The 15,961-nt window shown below is 73.6% G+C and carries 12 protein-coding genes and 1 tRNA gene; 8 read left to right on the top strand and 5 right to left on the bottom strand.

Features of this window, described 5'->3' with window-relative positions; translation table 11 throughout:
* Positions 1 to 70: 70 nt before the first annotated feature.
* Positions 71 to 2,302 carry a RecQ family ATP-dependent DNA helicase gene (locus JD276_RS12075; protein ID WP_200115927.1) on the top strand — a complete coding sequence of 744 codons (2,232 nt, stop codon included), beginning with the start codon at positions 71 to 73 and terminating at the stop codon, positions 2,300 to 2,302.
* A gap of 156 nt (positions 2,303 to 2,458) precedes the next feature.
* Positions 2,459 to 3,427: a MerR family transcriptional regulator gene (locus JD276_RS15970; RefSeq protein WP_233615663.1), complete on the top strand. Its 969-nt coding sequence runs from the start codon at positions 2,459 to 2,461 to the stop codon at positions 3,425 to 3,427.
* Positions 3,428 to 3,462: 35 nt separating this feature from the next.
* On the opposite strand, the gene JD276_RS12060 is transcribed toward JD276_RS15970, so the two are convergent.
* The 3 genes from JD276_RS12060 to JD276_RS12050 all read right to left on the bottom strand — a co-directional run bounded on the left by JD276_RS12060 (position 3,463) and on the right by JD276_RS12050 (position 6,997).
* Positions 3,463 to 5,079 carry a carboxylesterase family protein gene (locus tag JD276_RS12060; RefSeq protein WP_200115910.1) on the bottom strand — a complete coding sequence of 539 codons (1,617 nt, stop codon included), beginning with the start codon at positions 5,077 to 5,079 and terminating at the stop codon, positions 3,463 to 3,465.
* A gap of 31 nt (positions 5,080 to 5,110) precedes the next feature.
* Complete coding sequence (locus JD276_RS12055) at positions 5,111 to 6,127, bottom strand: MDR family oxidoreductase (RefSeq protein WP_200115909.1); 1,017 nt, start codon at positions 6,125 to 6,127, stop codon at positions 5,111 to 5,113.
* An 87-nt stretch (positions 6,128 to 6,214) separates the two neighbouring features.
* Positions 6,215 to 6,997 (bottom strand): FadR/GntR family transcriptional regulator, encoded by a 783-nt coding sequence (locus JD276_RS12050; RefSeq protein ID WP_200115908.1) that lies wholly within the window; start codon positions 6,995 to 6,997, stop codon positions 6,215 to 6,217.
* A 173-nt stretch (positions 6,998 to 7,170) separates the two neighbouring features.
* On the opposite strand from JD276_RS12050, the gene JD276_RS12045 reads away from it, so the two are divergent.
* From JD276_RS12045 to JD276_RS12025, 5 genes are all read left to right on the top strand, one after another.
* Positions 7,171 to 7,719: a YbhB/YbcL family Raf kinase inhibitor-like protein gene (locus JD276_RS12045; RefSeq protein WP_200115907.1), complete on the top strand. Its 549-nt coding sequence runs from the start codon at positions 7,171 to 7,173 to the stop codon at positions 7,717 to 7,719.
* A 199-nt stretch (positions 7,720 to 7,918) separates the two neighbouring features.
* A complete protein-coding gene (locus tag JD276_RS12040; protein ID WP_200115906.1) occupies positions 7,919 to 8,917 on the top strand; it encodes an ABC transporter substrate-binding protein in 999 nt (332 codons plus the stop codon).
* 38 nt (positions 8,918 to 8,955) lie between these two features.
* Positions 8,956 to 10,017, top strand: a complete 1,062-nt coding sequence (locus JD276_RS12035) for an ABC transporter permease (protein ID WP_200115905.1) — start codon at positions 8,956 to 8,958, stop codon at positions 10,015 to 10,017.
* Between the two features lie 4 nt (positions 10,018 to 10,021).
* Positions 10,022 to 10,813 carry an ABC transporter ATP-binding protein gene (locus JD276_RS12030; protein ID WP_200115904.1) on the top strand — a complete coding sequence of 264 codons (792 nt, stop codon included), beginning with the start codon at positions 10,022 to 10,024 and terminating at the stop codon, positions 10,811 to 10,813.
* Positions 10,814 to 10,901: 88 nt separating this feature from the next.
* A complete protein-coding gene (locus tag JD276_RS12025) occupies positions 10,902 to 14,786 on the top strand; it encodes a proline dehydrogenase family protein (protein WP_200115903.1) in 3,885 nt (1,294 codons plus the stop codon).
* A 94-nt stretch (positions 14,787 to 14,880) separates the two neighbouring features.
* Here the strand turns inward: JD276_RS12025 and JD276_RS12020 are convergent, their stop codons facing one another.
* Positions 14,881 to 15,345, bottom strand: coding sequence for a GNAT family N-acetyltransferase (locus JD276_RS12020; RefSeq protein ID WP_200115902.1), 465 nt, complete (start codon positions 15,343 to 15,345; stop codon positions 14,881 to 14,883).
* 105 nt (positions 15,346 to 15,450) lie between these two features.
* Between JD276_RS12020 and JD276_RS12015 the strand changes: the two genes are divergently transcribed.
* Positions 15,451 to 15,535 (top strand) — tRNA-Tyr (locus tag JD276_RS12015).
* 154 nt (positions 15,536 to 15,689) lie between these two features.
* Here the strand turns inward: JD276_RS12015 and JD276_RS12010 are convergent.
* On the bottom strand, positions 15,690 to 15,961 hold a 272-nt coding region (locus JD276_RS12010; protein WP_200115901.1), incomplete at its 5' end, for an integrase core domain-containing protein.

The raw sequence follows: 15,961 nt of genomic DNA, 5'->3' as shown, positions 1-15,961 counted from the left end.
GAGTGCTCTGCTGAGGAACGGCCTGTGGACGACCTCGCGGACGTCCGAGGCGGCTGGCATGATCGAACGCATGGACACTCGGGATCGGACCCCAGAGCAGGCGGCTCGGCAGCCGGAGCAGCCATCCGGCGCCGAGGGCTCGACGGCTTCCCGGGCTCTGGCCCTGCTGCGCCGGTTGACCGGTCGTGACGACGCGGTCTTCCACGAGGGGCAGTTCGAGGCGATCAGCGCCCTGGTCGACCAGCACCGCCGCGCGCTCGTCGTGCAGCGCACCGGCTGGGGCAAGTCAGCGGTCTACTTCGTCGCCACCGCCCTGCTGCGGCAGCGCGGTGCGGGGCCCACGCTGCTCGTCTCGCCGCTGCTCGCGCTCATGCGGGATCAGGTCGCCGCGGCCGAGCGCGCGGGCGTGCGCGCGGCCGCGATCAACTCCGCGACGGCCGACGAGTGGGAGGAGGTCGAGGCGCGGCTGGCCGCCGACGAGGTGGACGTGCTGCTGGTGTCGCCCGAGCGGCTGAACAACCCGCAGTTCCGCGAGCGGCAGCTGCCCGGCCTGCTGGCCCGGATGGGCCTGCTCGTCATCGACGAAGCGCACTGCATCTCCGACTGGGGCCACGACTTCCGCCCCGACTATCGGCGCATCGCGTCACTGCTCGTCGAGCTCGATCGCAGCGTCCCCGTGCTCGCCACCACGGCCACGGCCAATGCCCGAGTGGTCGACGACGTGGTCGAGCAGCTGGGCGACGACGTGCTGACCCTGCGCGGCTCGCTGGCCCGCGCTTCGCTGCGACTCGGCTGTCTGCGGCTGCCGTCCGCTCGCGACCGCCTCGCCTGGCTCGTCGCCCACCTCGGGGACCTCCCGGGCAGCGGCATCGTCTACGCGCTCACCGTCTCTGCCGCGGAGGACACGGCTCGGCTGCTGCGGGACGCGGGCCACGAGGTCGCCGCCTACACCGGACGCACCGACACCGAGGAGCGCGAGCGGCTGGAGGCAGCGCTCAAGTCCGACGAGGTGAAGGCGCTGATCGCCACCAGCGCGCTGGGCATGGGATTCGACAAGCCCGATCTGGGCTTCGTCGTGCACCTGGGTGCCCCGTCGTCGCCCGTCGCCTACTACCAGCAGGTCGGCCGTGCGGGGCGAGCCACCGAGCACGCCGACGTACTGCTGCTGCCCGGGCCCGAGGACACGGCGATCTGGCACTACTTCGCGACGGCGTCGATGCCGGATCCCGACCGGGCCGCCGCGGTGCTCGCCGCGCTCGGAGCCCCCTCGGATCCCTCCTCGTCCGCTGAGCCCTCCGGCGCGGCCGTCGAGCCCGCCGCCCTGGGACACGGTGAGCGCAGCCCAATGTCGACTCCGGCGCTCGAGGCGCTCGTCGACATCCGCCGGACGCAGCTCGAACTGCTGCTCAAAGTGCTCGACGTCGACGGGGCCGTGCGCCGCGTGCGCGGTGGCTGGGTCGCGACGGGCCGGCCGTGGGTGTACGACGCCGACCGCTACGCCAGAATCGCCGCAGCCAGGAAGGCCGAGCAGCAGTCGATGCTCGACTACGAGCGGGGCGAGCGCTGTCGCATGGAACTGCTGCAGCGGGATCTCGACGATCCGAACGCGGCGCCGTGCGGGCGCTGCGACGTGTGCGCCGGCCCCTGGTATCCGACGGAGGTGTCGGGGAAGGCGGCCCGGCGGGCAGCGGGCCAGCTGGAGCGGGTCGGCGTGCCGGTCGAGCCTCGCGGGCAGTGGCCGACGGGCGCTGATCGGCGCGGGCTGCGGGTGAGGGGGAGGATCCCTCCCGATGAACGGCCCGAGACCGGTCGCGCCGTCGCGCGGCTCACCGATCTCGGCTGGGGTGGCGCGCTGCGCGAGGTGTTCGCGGCCGGTGCCGAGGATCGACCGATCGACGACCGGCTGCTCGAGGGCGTGATCGCGACCCTGCGCGACTGGCCGTGGGCCGAGCGCCCGGTCGGAGTCGTGGCGATGCCCTCCCTGGGGCGGCCGCAGCTGGTCGCGAGCACGGCCGCGGCCATCGCGGAGCGCGGCCGGCTGCCGCTGCTCGGTGCGCTCGAGATGGACCCGTCCGTTCCCGTGGCGGGGCCCGGGGGCAACAGCGCCTTCCGGCTCGCGTCCGTGTGGAACCGCTTCGCGGTCGGCGCCGATCTCGCCGACGTGGTCGGCCGTGCACCCGGGCCGCTGCTGCTGGTCGATGACCTGGTCGACAGCCGGTGGACGCTCACCGTCGCGGCCCGTCAGCTCCGTCGCGCGGGCGCCCCGTCCGTGCTCCCCTTCGCCCTCGCCTCGGTGGGGTGATCCTGCCGAACACGATGCCGTTCGGATGATGCGGCGACGTCGCTCGGGTGATGCTGCCCAGACCGACTCCCGCGTTCGTCGAGGGGATTCATCCACTGCTTGACATTGACGCAGCGTCAACCTCTACCGTCGTAGGTGACGGCGAAGGGAGGCGTGATGGAGTACTCGATACAGGACGTGGCGCGAGCCGCAGGCACTACCTCGCGCACACTGCGCCACTACGACCGCGTCGGTCTCGTGCCTCCGAGCCGCATCGGCTCGAACGGGTATCGCTACTACGACGACCGGGCGCTCGTCCGGCTGCAGCGCGTCCTGCTGCTGCGCGAGCTGGGCCTCGGCCTGAGCGCGATCGGCGAGGTGCTCGCCGCGCAGGATGCCCAGGCTGCGGCAGGGATCGGGCGGAGCGCCGGTTCCGCCGATGCCGCGCGCGCCGAAGCCGGCATCCTGCGCGCCCACCTGGAACTGCTCGAGCAGGAATCCCGACGCGTCGCCGCCCAGATCGGCGCGGTAGAGCGCACCATCGCCGCGCTCGAGGCAGGCGTACCGGGCGCCGGCACGGAAGAAACCGACGCCGCGGGCGTCGGCCCAGAGGGCGGCTGCCCCGGCGACGTCGATCCCGGCGACGTCGATCCCGATGGGGGAGCGCGCGCAGGCGAGCGCGCTCCCGACACGACCGACAGGCACACGGAGGAGAGAGGAGACCTGATGTCTCAGAACATATTCGAAGGGTTCGATCACACGCGTTACAAGGACGAGGTGGAGGAGCGCTGGGGCAAGCACGCCTACGCCCAGGGCGACCGCTGGTGGCGGAGCCTCGGCAGCGAGGAACAGGCGGCGTGGCAGGAGCGCGTCGCTCGGCTGTCGTCCGACTGGGCGTCCGCCGCAGAGCGGGGCGAGGATCCGGAGGGCGAGGCGGCCCAGGAGCTGGCCCGCCGCCACGTCGAGTGGCTGAGGAGCATCCCGGGCACGCCGGTGAATTCTCCGGGAGGCGACCTCGCCGGCTACGTGCGCGGCCTGGCCGAGATGTACGTCGTCGATGAGCGCTTCGCCGCGAACTACGGCGGCACCGCCGGTGCGACCTTCGTGCGCGACGCCCTCCGCGCGCACGTCGAGCAGGCGCTGTAGCGCTCCGGGCCTCTCGACCCCGCGGTGCGGCCGCCTCAGCCCTCCGGCCGGAGCGCCCGCGCCGCAGCGTACGCGTCATCGCGATCGCCCACGGGCTCGTCGAAGATCCGGCTGGGTCCCGCGCCGTCCTGGTTCGGCGCCCAGCCGGGATCCCCGTCGCGGGCGAACGCGACCAGAGCGCCATGCACGGCGTCGGCGAGCGACTGCGGGGGCGCAGCCCCCGCCACCCGGTCGACGCCGGGCCCGTCGAGGCGATCGAACGCGAAGGGCACGTCGATGCAGTGTCCGGCGCGCGGCGGATCCTCGCCGTGCCAGGCGAAGCGGTAGGTCCACGTGGGTCCCGGATCCGGTCCTTCGGCCGGCGCGGCCACGGCGTCCCGAGCAGCGACGTCCGCGGCGGCCCCGCCGCGCGCAGCGGCACCGCGCGAGGCCGCGATGAAGGGGATCCAGGAGCGGAAGACGGCGTCGGTCGCGTACCGGCCGAGCATGGCCGCGGTGCCGCCGGCTGCAGCCTCGGGGTTGGCGGCGAGCCAGCGTGCGGCAGCGTCCGCGGGGGCGCCGAGCGTGCGCAGCAGGGCGTGCTTCGGTGCGCGGTCGAGGAAGCCGCCCGGAGGGAACAAGCCGCAGATCTCGTCGTCGACCGTGCCGAGCACGATCGGCACCGAGGCGTTCGTTCCTCGGACGACCGCCTCGGAGATGCCCGTCTCGAGCACCTCCCCGTCGGCGACGGGACCGAGCATGAGGCCTTCGCGGAGCAGGCCTCGCACATCGCCGAGCACGTGGGGCGCCCGTGGACTCGCCACCCGCTGCTGCAGTGCGTGCAGCCGCTCCGCGGGAACGCTCGAGAAGCCCGCCAGATCGGGCTCGACCCCGGCGAGCCGTGCGAGTCGCCTCGCGTGCCTCCGCGCAGCCTCCGGCGAGGGGTTCGGCACGGCGGGCGACATGGCGTAGGCCCCGTGGAAGAGTCCCCGGGCGCCCGGGGCGCCGAGCAGGGCGAGCGCCGCTCCGCCGCCGGCCGACTGGCCCGCCACGACGACCCGGCCGGGATCGCCGCCGAACGCCGCGATGTGATCGCGCACCCACTCGAGCGCCCGGATCCAGTCGAGCGCCCCGCGGTTCTGCACGGCACCCTCGACCCAGCCGAAGCCCTCGAAGCCGAGGCGGTAGGACAGGCTGACGAGCACGACGCCGTCGCGCGCGAAGGATCGCCCGTCGTACCAGGGGCTGGTCGGTGCTCCCGAGACGTAGCCGCCGCCGTGGATCCACACGACGACCGGCAGAGCCGCCCCGGGCTCGGGCGCCGGCGTCCAGACGTTCACGCTGAGGGTGTCGTCGCCCGGCACGGAGGGCTCCGGGATCAGGGTGATGCCGACGTCGCCCCGCTGCGGAGTCGCCCCGAACGACGTCGCGTCCCGCACCTGCGTCCAGGGCGCCCGTGGGCGCGGCGGCCCGAAGCGGAGCGGCCCGACGGGCGGTTCGGCGACGGGGATGCCGCGGAACACGGCGACTCGCGCCGGCGAGGGGGCTCCGGAGCTCGTGCCGGGGCCGGCTTCGGAACTCCTCGCCTCGACCTCCCAGACGCCCAGCACGCGGCCGGAGGGCGTGGCGACGACGGGACCGGGGGCGGATCCTGCCGGGTCTGAGGCGTGCATGCCCCCATCGTAGAGCGCGCCGCGCCGCCGCTCACTCCGCCAGGGAGACGACGGTGCGTCCGCGAACCCTCCCGTGCAGGATCGCCTCCGCGCGCGCGGGCACGTCGTCGAGGGGGATCTCCGTGGTCATCTCGTCGAGCAGGTCGGCGGGAAGGTCGCTGGAGAGCCGCTCCCAGGCGCGCTGACGCAGCTCCCGCGACGCGGTGACCGAGTTGATGCCGACGAGCGTCACCCCTCGCAGGATGAAGGGCATCACCGTCCCCGGCAGATCGGCCCCCTGAGCGAGCCCGCACGCCGTGACCGCCCCGTCGTCCTGCGTGCGGGCGAGGACGTTGACGAGGGTGTTCGAACCGACGGTGTCGACGCCCGCCGCCCAGCTGCGCTTCTGCAGCGCCGGCCCCGCCTCGGAGAGCTCGCGGCGGTCGAGGATCTCGGCGGCGCCCAGGCGGTGGAGGTACTCGGCTTCGCTGTCGGCGCGCCCGGTCGCGGCGATCACCCGGTAGCCGAGGCTCGCGAGCACGGCGACCGCGACGGATCCGACGCCTCCGGCCGCGCCGGTCACGACCACGGGGCCGCGCTCCGGATCGGCGCCCTCGTGCTCGAGGGCGAGGATCGAGAGCATCGCGGTCAGACCGGCGGTGCCGATCGCCGCGGCCCGCCGGGCGTCCAGCCCCTCCGGCAGCGCGACCAGGTAGTCGCCGGACACGCGGGCTCGGGCCGCGAGGCCGCCGTGGGTCGCCTCGCCGGCGCCGCCCCCGGTGAGCACCACGGTCTCTCCGACGGAGAACCGATCATCGGCGGAGGCGGACACCCGCCCCACCAGATCGATGCCGGGGATCAGCGGCGAGGTGCGCACGACCCCCGGCTTGCCGGACACCGCGAGGCCGTCCTTGTAATTGACGCCCGAGTACAGCACGTCGACGTCGACGGGGGCGTCGCCGCCGGATCCGTCGAGGAAGCTCTCGGGCAGGTCGCGCAGCTCGGCGCTGTGCTCCCGGATCCGGCCTCCGTCGACGGTCTGCTCGATCACGATTCCGCGAAAGCCCATGCGCAACCCCTCCTCCTGAACTCGATGATTCCCTGTCCGTCGGTGCTCCGGGCCGCGCACTCGCCGCGCTTGCGCATCGCCGGCCCGCTAACTCCGGGCGAGCCGCCCGTCCGCCTCCTCGCGCGCGGTGTCGATCCGCTCCTGCTGCTCGGCGGTCCGGGTGAGCGGCGGCACCACCTCGTGCTCCGCCGTCACGATCACCACGTCATGGTCCACGTGATCCGCCATCGAGTGCACCGCGTCGATGAAATCCCTGCGCCTGATCGCGTCGAGCACGCGGGCGTGATCCCGCTCCATCTCGGCCCCCGTCGCGACGTTCGCCAGCCGGCCGCGGTGCGCGGGAGTGCGCAGCTGGTCGTTGATGCCGGAGTAGAGCGCCGCGAGCAGGCGGTTCTTCGCGGCGTCGAAGAGCAGCCGATGGAACCGGCTGTCGAAGGCCGAGTTGTCGTCGCCCAGCCCGAGCACCGGGCAGCGCGTGCATCCCCGCTCCTCGGCAGCGGCCCGCTCGAGCGCGGCGACGTCCTCCTCGGTGCGGTGCATCGAGGCCTGCTGAGCGGCCTCGATCTCGAGCGCCCGGCGATAGCTGAGGATCTCCTCGAGCGTGAAGTCGTTGAGGAACTCGTTGAGCAGCGTGCTCGTCGGGGTGGCGGATCGCACGAAGGTGCCGCGGCCCGGCAGCGTCTCGAGCATGCCGATGTTCGCGAGGGATCGCACCGCCTCGCGCACCGTCGACCGGCCCACGCCGATCTGCTCGGCGAGCTCGGGTTCGATCGGGATCCTGCTGCCGACCGGCCAGGCGCCGGTCGTGATGTGGCGGCGCAGGAAGGCGAGGGTGGATCTTGCCCGCTCCGAGCCCGTCGTCGTTGCCATGCTCAACCTCGCTTCGCTCGCCCCTCGCCGCGACTGGGCCAGGACCATCGCCGAAGTCCCAAGTATAGTCCGCCGGGGTGGTTCTCCGGCTCTGGAACCGGCGCCTCCGAGCCCCTAGGCTGAACGGAACCCGCAAGGGCGGAGACCGGCAGCAGCGAGATGAGGGAGCGGCGATGACGCAGCACAGCCACGGAACGATCGACCCGTACGCGGGGATGCGCGAGGTGCCCGCATTCGAGGTCACGAGCACCGATATCCAGGACGGCGAGCCCCTGCCCGACGAGCTGTACGGCGAGGACGCCGGCGGCGCGAACCGCTCGCCGCAGCTGAGCTGGTCGGGCTTCCCCGAGGAGACCCGCAGCTTCGCGGTGACCTGCTTCGACCCCGACGCGCCGACCGGATCGGGTTTCTGGCACTGGGCGGTCGCGAACATCCCCGCGAGCGTCACGGCGCTGCCGGCGGGTGCGGGATCGCCGGGCTCCGCCCTGCTGCCCGAGGGCGCGATCGCGATGCCGAACGAGAAGCGCGAGCCCGCGTTCACGGGGGCGGCGCCCCCGCCGGGCACCGGGGTGCATCACTACTGGTTCGTCGTGCACGCGCTCGACGTGCCGCGCATCGACGTCGACCCCCAGGCGACGCCGGCGGTGCTGGGCTTCATGATGCGCGACGCGGTGATCGCGCGGGCGGTGCTCGTGGCGACCGGCGAGGCCGAGGCCAGGTAACGGGCGGGCGGAGGAGACGAGGCGCTCGCGCGGCGACCCGGCAGGGGCGCCTCGGCGCAGACGGGAGTCCGAGAGACGGGGCGGGGCGCACGGCGCGACTCGCCGCGCCGGTTACGATGCTGGGGGCGGTGCTGTTCTCGCGCTGCCTTGCCAAGTTCCGGCGGCAGTGCCCGCGGAACCACCAGCGAAGGACTGATACATGCGACAGACTCCGTTCCGCCGCCGTGCGCTCGCGCTCGCCGGCCTCACCGCTGCCGCGGCGCTGACCCTCAGCGCCTGCTCCTCCGAGGGCGGGGGCGACGGCCCCGAGAAGCTCACGATCGGCATCAGCCAGCTCGCGCCCCACCCGGCGCTCGACGCCGCGACCGAGGGCTTCAAGCAGGCGTTCATCGACGCGGGCTATGTCGAGGGCGACACGGTCGAGTTCGACGTGCAGAACGCTCAGGGCGAGCAGGCCACCGCCGTCACGATCGCGCAGGGCTTCGCCGCGGAGGATCTCGACCTGGTGCTCGCCGTCGCGACGCCCGCCGCGCAGGCCGCCGCGCAGGCGATCACCGAGGTGCCGGTGCTGTTCACCGCCGTCACCGACGCCGAGTCGGCGGATCTCGTCGACTCGAACGAGGAGCCGGGCGGCAACGTGACCGGCACGAGCGACCTGGCCTCGATCCCGGATCAGATGGATCTGCTGAAGGAGATCGTCCCCGACGCGAAGAAGGTCGGCATCGTCTACAGCTCGGGCGAGGTCAACTCCGAGGTGCAGGTCGCCGCGGCCGAGGAGGCCGCCGGCGAGCGCGACCTCGAGATCGTCACCCAGACCGTCACCACGGCGAACGACATCCCCCAGGCCACCGAGGCCCTCGGCGACGTCGACGCGATCTACGTCCCGACCGACAACATGGTGGTGAACGGCATCTCGTCCCTCGTGCAGGTCGCGGAGGACAAGCAGATCCCCGTGATCGGGGCCGAGGCCGGCACCGTCGAGGGCGGTGCGATCGCCACGCTCGGGATCGACTACACCGAGCTCGGCAAGCAGACCGGCGAGATGGCGCTCCGGATCCTCACCGAGGACGCCGACCCCGCGACGATGTCCGTCGAGACCGCCACCGAGTTCGCGTACGTCGTGAACCCGGGCGCCGCCGAGCGCATGGGTGTGACGCTGCCCGACTCCATCCTCGACGAAGCCGAGATCGTCGAGTAACTCGGCCTCCCGCAAGTCATAAGACGAAGGACCACCGCATGATCGGCGCACTCGAGCTGGGGCTCATCTACGGCGTGATGGCTCTCGGGGTGTATCTCACCTTCCGCGTGCTGAACTTCCCCGACCTCACGGTCGACGGCAGCTTCACCACGGGCGCCGCCGTCGCGGCCGCGCTGATCACGAACGGCCACAACCCCGTCCTCGCCACCCTCGCCGGCGGCGGGGCGGGGGTGGTCGCGGGCGCCATCACGGGCGTGCTGCACACCAAGGGCAGGATCGACGGGCTGCTCGCGGGAATCCTCACCATGATCGCCCTCTGGTCGGTCAATCTGCGCATCATGGGCACGGCGAAGGAGGGGGCGACCAGCGCGGCGAACCTGCCGCTGCTGCGCGCCGAGACCGTCTTCACGCCGCTGGACGACGCCGACCTGCTGCGCACCTGGGGCAGCGTCGCGATCATCGCCCTCGCCGTGCTCGTGCTCAAGTTCATCGTCGACTGGTTCCTGTCGACGAACCTCGGCCTGTCCATCCAGGCCACGGGCGACAACCCCGCGATGATCCGCAGCTTCGGCGTGAGCACCGACCGGACGACGATCCTCACCCTGGCCGTCTCGAACGGGCTCGTCGGTCTCTGCGGCGCGCTGGTCGCCCAGTACCAGGGGTTCGCCGACATCAGCATGGGCATCGGCCTCATCCTGGTCGGTCTCGCCTCCGTGATCCTCGGCCAGGCAATCCTCGGCCAGCGCTTCATCTGGGTCGCGAGCCTCGCCGCGCTCGTGGGCGCCGTGCTGTACCGCCTCATCATCTTCTTCGCCATGCGCGTGGGCCTTGACCCGAACGACATGAAGCTCGTCACGGCGCTGCTCGTCGTCGCCGCGCTGCTGCTGCCGCGCTGGGGCTTCCTGAAGCGGGTGCCGTCGCTGCGGGGGCGCGGCGGGCGCGTGCCTCCCCGCGAGCCCGTTCCGGATCCGGCGACCGGCCCCGTGCCCGCGACGAGCGCCGCGGTCACGACAGCACCGGCCGATCCGGCGCCCGTCGACCCGGCGCCCGCCGGTCGGGCGCCCGCCGATCCGGCCCCGACCGAGAACCAGGGGAGGTAGCGGCATGCTCTCCATCGACCGCATCGAGAAGACCTTCTTCCCGGGCACCGTCAACGAGCGCCGGGCCCTCGCAGGCCTGAGCCTGCGCCTCGACGAGGGCGACTTCGTGACCGTCATCGGCTCCAACGGCGCGGGCAAGTCGACGCTGCTCAACGCCGTCGCCGGTCGCCTCGGCGTCGACTCCGGCAGCATCGAGATCGACGGCAGGCGCGTGAACCGCCTCAGGGAGTTCCAGCGCGCCCGCTACATCGGCCGCGTCTTCCAGGATCCCATGGCGGGCACCGCGCCGAACCTCACGATCGAGCAGAACCTCTCGCTCGCGGTTCGCCGCGGACAGTCCCGCGGCCTCGGCAGGAGCCTCACGCGGAAGCTGCGCGACCGTTTCCGCGAAGAGCTCGGCTCGCTCGAGCTCGGCCTCGAGAACCGCCTGACCGCGAAGGTCGGCCTGCTCTCGGGCGGCCAGCGCCAGGCGCTCTCGCTGCTCATGGCGGGGTTCACGCACCCGAGGATCCTGCTGCTCGACGAGCACACCGCGGCCCTCGATCCGCAGCGCGCGGCGCTCGTCACCGACCTCACCGAGCGCATCGTGTCGCAGGGCGGCCTCACCACGCTGATGGTGACGCACAACATGGAGCAGGCGCTGCAGCTCGGCAATCGCCTCATCATGATGCACGAGGGCAGGATCGTGTTCGAGGCCGACGCGGAGCGCAAGCGGAAGCTCACGGTCGCGGGCCTGCTCGCCGAGTTCGGCAAGATCAAGGGCGCGCAGCTCGACGACCGGGCGCTGCTGACCTGAGGCCGGTTGCCGGGGCGCTTCCTTGGTGCGCGCCGAGCATCCGCGTGCCCTGCCGTGGCGGGGCGGGCTGTCCGCTTAGAGTGGGCCCATGGCAGAGGATCGCGGTGACGACGCGCGCGTCGAGGGGGGCATCGCCGAGGCGGCCGTGAACCGCGCGGCCGGGTGGATCGAGCAGCTGCGGTCCGGCGGATCCGGTACGGGCGAGGGGATCGGCGCCGATCCCCTGGGCGGCGCCCGCCAGGACGCCGACGCGCTCGACTTCACGCGCCGGCTGCTCGACCTCGTCATCGGATCGGATGACGCGTTCGTCTCGGCGCTCGGGCTGCGAGACGTCTCGCGCGAGCTTCCCGAGTCGATGCCGGTGCGCGACCGCATCGCGATGCGCGCCGGCGGCATCGCCTCGCTCGGGCTGCCCTGGGCCGTGCTGCCCGCGGCGAGACGCCGCCTGCGCGATCGCCTCTCCCACCTCGTGCTCGCCGCGAAGCTGCCCTCCGACGGCGGATCCGCGCGCGCCGCCGCGCTCCAGACCGCGCTGCGCCGGTACACCGAGGGCGGGGTCGGGGCGGACCTGGCGCTGCGGGGCGACGCGGTGCACGGCGCCGCGGGGGTCGAGCGGGAAGTCGTGCGCCTGACCGCGCTCGCCGCGTCGCCGGGCGTGACCCACCTGGTCGTCGACCCGGCGCGCCTGGCGCCCGGCGGGAGCGAGTGGTCGTTCCACGACGATGTCGCGGCGGCCGTGCGGGCGCTGCGGCCGGTGCTCGAGGTGGCGAGGGATCACGACACCGCCGTGACGCTCGAGGCCGACGGCGTGCGCTGGGCCCGCCTCGCGCCCGAGGTGCTCATCCGCGCGCTGGCCGACCCCGAACTCGGCCGAGTGCGCGCCGGCGTCGCCGTGCTCGCCGAACTGCCCGAGTCGCGGGATATCCTCGAGCGGCTCGCCCGCTGGGCGCTCGACCGGGTCGCCGAGGGCGGGGCGCCCGCCGAGGTGGTCATCGGGGTCGGCGGTGTCGGGGGCGCCGAGCGCATCTCGTCGCTGCAGAGCGGGCTGCCCGTGCCGGTGCTGGAGGGGCGCCTCGAGACCTCGGCGCAGCTGCTGCGGCTGGCGGATCTCGCCCTGAAGGCGGCGAGCGCACCGGCGCTGCGCCCGGTGGTCGCGAGCGACGATCCCCACCTCATCGCCGCCGCCGTGGAGCTCGCCGCGCGCCGGGGCACCTCCGGGCTCCTCGCCGTGCGCCTCCGCAGCGGCGTCGCCCCCGCCCTCGCCGAGCTCCTCGCGGGGGAGCTGCCGCGGGCCCGGATCCTGCTGCCGCTGACGGCCCCGCAGGAGTTCGGCGGGGTGGTGAACGCGGTCGTCGCCCTCACGGCCGAGGCGACCGATCCCGAATCGGCCCTCGGACGGCTCGACGCGCTCCTCGCCCCGGCCGGGGACTCCGCCGAGGATGCGGCCCTCCACGCGGAGACGCTCGCCGCCGAGCGGGAGCACCTCGCGGCCGTGGCCGCCGCTGCGGAGAAGCCGTTCCCCGCGTCCCGCCGCACGCAGCTGCGCGCGCGGGAGTGGGACCCGAGCGAGCGCGACAGCGCCCTGTTCTACCGGCGGCCCGACGAGCCCGCGCGCTTCGACACGGGCGGCCTCACGGCGGCCGTGCTCGGCCTCAGCCGCGGATCCACCGGCGAGCTCCGGCTGGAGACGCTCGTGCCCGAGCGCAGCGTGCCCGTCGTCTCGGCCTCGGGCTTCGCGAACGAGCCCGAGACGGATGCCGGGGTCGCCGCCAACCGCGACTGGGCTCGTGCGCTGCTGCGCCGGGCGGCGGAGGAGGCCGCGACCGCGGACGACGTCGACGCGACCGTGGCGCTCTCGCGAGCGGACCTCGATCCCGCCGCCGCGGTGGCCGAGGCGCGGGAGGCCGCCGAGGCCTGGTCCGCCCAGGATCACGCCACGCGGGCCTCCCGGCTGCGCCGCACGGCGCTCGGCGCCGTCGCGGCCCGCGACCGGCTGATCCAGGCGCTCGCCGCGGACACCGGGCGGCCCATCGGGGAACTGGACGCCGAGGTCGACGACGTCGTCGACGCGGCTCGCTACTGCGCGCAGCTCGCGGAGGGGCTCGCGACGGTGCGGGGCGCGAGCTTCCACCCGGACCGCCTGGCGATGGTCGTCAGCGATGCGCACACCCCGCTCTCGGTACAGGCGGAGGCAGTGCTGGCCGCGCTCGCCGCGGGCAGCGCGGCGCTGTGGGCGGTGCCTCCCGCCCTCGAACGCTCGGCGGGGGTGCTGGTCGAGGAGTGGGAGGCGGCCGGCCTGCCCCGCGGTACCGCGAGGGTCGTGCCCGCCGCGGCCGAGGGCACGCTGCCCGCGCTCGTGGCCGACACCGGCATCGACCGGGCCACCGTGCTGGGGGATCGGGAGGCCGCTCGCGACCTGGCCCGCCGCCGGCCCGATCTGCGGGTCGAGGGCCGCTTCCACGCGGCGGGATCGATCCTCGTGACGCCCTCGGGCGACGTCGATGCGGCGATCCGCGACATCGTCGCCTCGGCGTTCGTCGGTGCGGGGGCCGCGCCCCGCACCGCGCACGCCGTCGTGGCCCTCGGCAGCAGCTACCGTTCGAAGCGGCTGCGCGAGGGCCTCGCCGATGCGGTGCGGGCGATCCGGGTGGGCGACACCGCCCGGCCGGATACCGCGGATCCGCTCGGATTCGGGCTCGGCCCGCTCGCCGCGCCGCCCGACGAGGCGGGGCTGCGCGCGCTCACGACGCTCGGACGCGGCGAGGAGTGGCTCGTCGAACCGCAGCGTCTCGACGAGGCGGGGCGCCTGTGGAGCCCCGGCGTGCGGATCGGGGTGGCCCCCGACTCCGCCTTCTGGGCGGACTCCCGCAGAGTTCCGGTCATCGGTATCGTCCACGCCCGCACGCTGGCCGAGGCGATCGCGCTGCAGGAGCGCGTGGGCGGCGGCGAGGTCGCCGGTCTGCAGTCCTTCGATGTCGACGAGATCCTGCCGTGGCTCGACCGCGCTGCGGCGGCGTCGCTGGTCGTCAACCGGCCCACCACGGGGGCGCGTATCGAGCGCCTGCCGAGCGGGGGCTGGGACCGCGAGGCGATGGGCCTCGCCCCGCTCGCCGGCGGGCCGAACCGGCTGGTCCCGCTCGGATCCTGGCGAACGCGATCCGGGACGCGCAGCGACACCCTGCACCTGCGCGGCCTCGACCCGGAGGTGCAGCTGCTCATCGAGATGGCGCAGGGCTCGCTCGCCTACGAGGAGTTCGACGAGCTGCGCCGCGCAGCGCTCGGCGACGCGCTCGTCTGGCGCACCTCCCTCGGTGCGGCGCGCGACGTCGCCGGCCTCGGCGTCGAGCGCAACGTGCTGAGGCACCATCCGGTCCCGGCGCAGCTGCGACTCGCCGAGGGCGGGCGGGCGGTGGAACTGCTGCGCGTCGTGGCCGCGGCGCTGCTGGTGCGGGCGCCCGTCTCGGTCTCCACGGGTGAGGTGCTGCCGCACGAGGTGACGGCGTTCCTCGCGAAGCAGGGCATCGAGGTGTCGCTCGAGCGCGACGACGACTGGCTCGAGCGGCTCGCGGTGGGCGGGCCGACCGTCGCCGCGGACGGCCTCCTGCCCGTCGGCGAGGTGCGCCCCGTCGAGGGCGGGGGCCCCGACGGGGTCGTCGGTGGTGGCGCGGGTGCCGCGGACGCCGGAGGTGGTGCGGGCCGGGGTGCTGGTGGTGGTGCCGGCCGGGCTGCCGGTGGCGCGGTATCCGTGCCGGCGGAGCGGGTGCGGCTCATCGGCGGAGATCGCGTGCGCGCCGCGGAGTGGCTCGGAGGTCTCGACCGCGTGGCGCTCTGGGCGGAGCCCGTGACGATGGCCGGGAGCGTCGAGCTGCTCACCCTGCTGCGCGAGCAGTCGGTCGCCGTGCGGGCCCACCGGCACGGCCTGGCCGAGACGATGCCCGAGATCGACGAGCTGCTGGGGGTGCTGGGCCCCTAGGCGTTCCGCCTGACTGCCCGTCCACCCGATCCGTCGCGAACATCGCCTCGGTCCGCGATGCGGGTGCCGTGCCCGGCGCGCCTCTCGACGCCGTCTACCCGCGTCGCATGGGTGTGTGGGGGATGCCGTCCTCCACGAACTCCGCGCCGTCGGGCTCGAATCCGAAGCGGGCGTACCAGTGGGCGAGGTGCGACTGCGCGTCGAGCACCATCGGATGGCCCGCGCACTCGTCCATCGCCGCACGCATGAGCGCCGCGGCGATGCCCCGGCCCCGCCACTCGGGGGCGGTGGCGACGCGCCCGATCCGGCGCAGGCCCGCCTCGATGCTGTCATCGTTCAGGATCCGCAGCGTGGCGACGACCCCGCCCGACTCGTCGGCGATCCAGAGCTGCACCGTGTCGGGTTCGAGGTCGCGCCCGTCGAGTTCGGCGTAGGCGCATTCCTGCTCGACCACGAAGACCTGCTCCCGCAGTCTCAGCAGGCGGTAGAGGGTGGCGGGGTCCAGCCAGGCGATGCCGCGGCGACGGTGGAGGCTGAGGCCCGGGGCGAGGTCGGTCATCCCTCGATCCTGCCACGCGGGCGGGCTCCTCGGCTGGTCGACGCGGATTTCCGTTCCGGCCCGGCAGGCAGTATTGTTGATTCCTGGTTGTGATTCACGGCCAATGGCGGGTTACCCGAGCGGCCAAAGGGGGCTGACTGTAAATCAGCTGGCACTGCCTACGGGGGTTCGAATCCCTCACCCGCCACCACGAGAGAATAGCCCCTGACCAGGAGTGAAAGCTTCAAGGTCAGGGGCTTTTCTGTGTCTATGGGGCGAAATATGGGGCAAGCTTTACCCGAGGAGCGCGGCGAACCGATCCGCTGCTGCTCGCTGAAGCGCCCTGGGTCTGATGGAGACTCGCGCTATTTGATTCCGACCAGCAGGTTGTGGTCGTTGGGGATAGCATAGAACGCGTTCTCGAACTCTGCGAGCGGGACGTCGCCGAGGTAGCCGTGGAGGCGCTGCGTGTTGTGCCAGTGCACCCAGCCGAGCGTCGCGAGCTCGAGATCCTCGACCGTCTTCCATGGCCCTGTGCGTGCGGGTCCGCGGACGAGTTCGGCCTTGTAGTAGCCGTTCACCGTCTCGGCCAGGGCGTTGTCGTAGCTGTCCCCGACGGTTCCAATCGACGGCGTGG

This window comes from Leucobacter chromiisoli (genome assembly GCF_016522505.1).
Classification (GTDB): domain Bacteria; phylum Actinomycetota; class Actinomycetes; order Actinomycetales; family Microbacteriaceae; genus Leucobacter; species Leucobacter chromiisoli.
This window is presented reverse-complemented; position numbering and strand designations above follow the sequence as displayed.

Bases quoted from the DNA above. Each gene is read 5' to 3' on its own strand.
- JD276_RS12045 (WP_200115907.1), top strand. From the start codon at position 7,171: ATGACGCAGCACAGCCACGGAACGATCGACCCGTACGCGGGGATGCGC.
- JD276_RS12050 (WP_200115908.1), bottom strand. From the start codon at position 6,997: ATGGCAACGACGACGGGCTCGGAGCGGGCAAGATCCACCCTCGCCTTC.
- JD276_RS12020 (WP_200115902.1), bottom strand. From the start codon at position 15,345: ATGACCGACCTCGCCCCGGGCCTCAGCCTCCACCGTCGCCGCGGCATC.
- JD276_RS12030 (WP_200115904.1), top strand. From the start codon at position 10,022: ATGCTCTCCATCGACCGCATCGAGAAGACCTTCTTCCCGGGCACCGTC.
- JD276_RS12035 (WP_200115905.1), top strand. From the start codon at position 8,956: ATGATCGGCGCACTCGAGCTGGGGCTCATCTACGGCGTGATGGCTCTC.
- JD276_RS12025 (WP_200115903.1), top strand. From the start codon at position 10,902: ATGGCAGAGGATCGCGGTGACGACGCGCGCGTCGAGGGGGGCATCGCC.
- JD276_RS15970 (WP_233615663.1), top strand. From the start codon at position 2,459: ATGGAGTACTCGATACAGGACGTGGCGCGAGCCGCAGGCACTACCTCG.
- JD276_RS12055 (WP_200115909.1), bottom strand. From the start codon at position 6,127: ATGGGCTTTCGCGGAATCGTGATCGAGCAGACCGTCGACGGAGGCCGG.
- JD276_RS12075 (WP_200115927.1), top strand. From the start codon at position 71: ATGGACACTCGGGATCGGACCCCAGAGCAGGCGGCTCGGCAGCCGGAG.
- JD276_RS12040 (WP_200115906.1), top strand. From the start codon at position 7,919: ATGCGACAGACTCCGTTCCGCCGCCGTGCGCTCGCGCTCGCCGGCCTC.
- JD276_RS12060 (WP_200115910.1), bottom strand. From the start codon at position 5,079: ATGCACGCCTCAGACCCGGCAGGATCCGCCCCCGGTCCCGTCGTCGCC.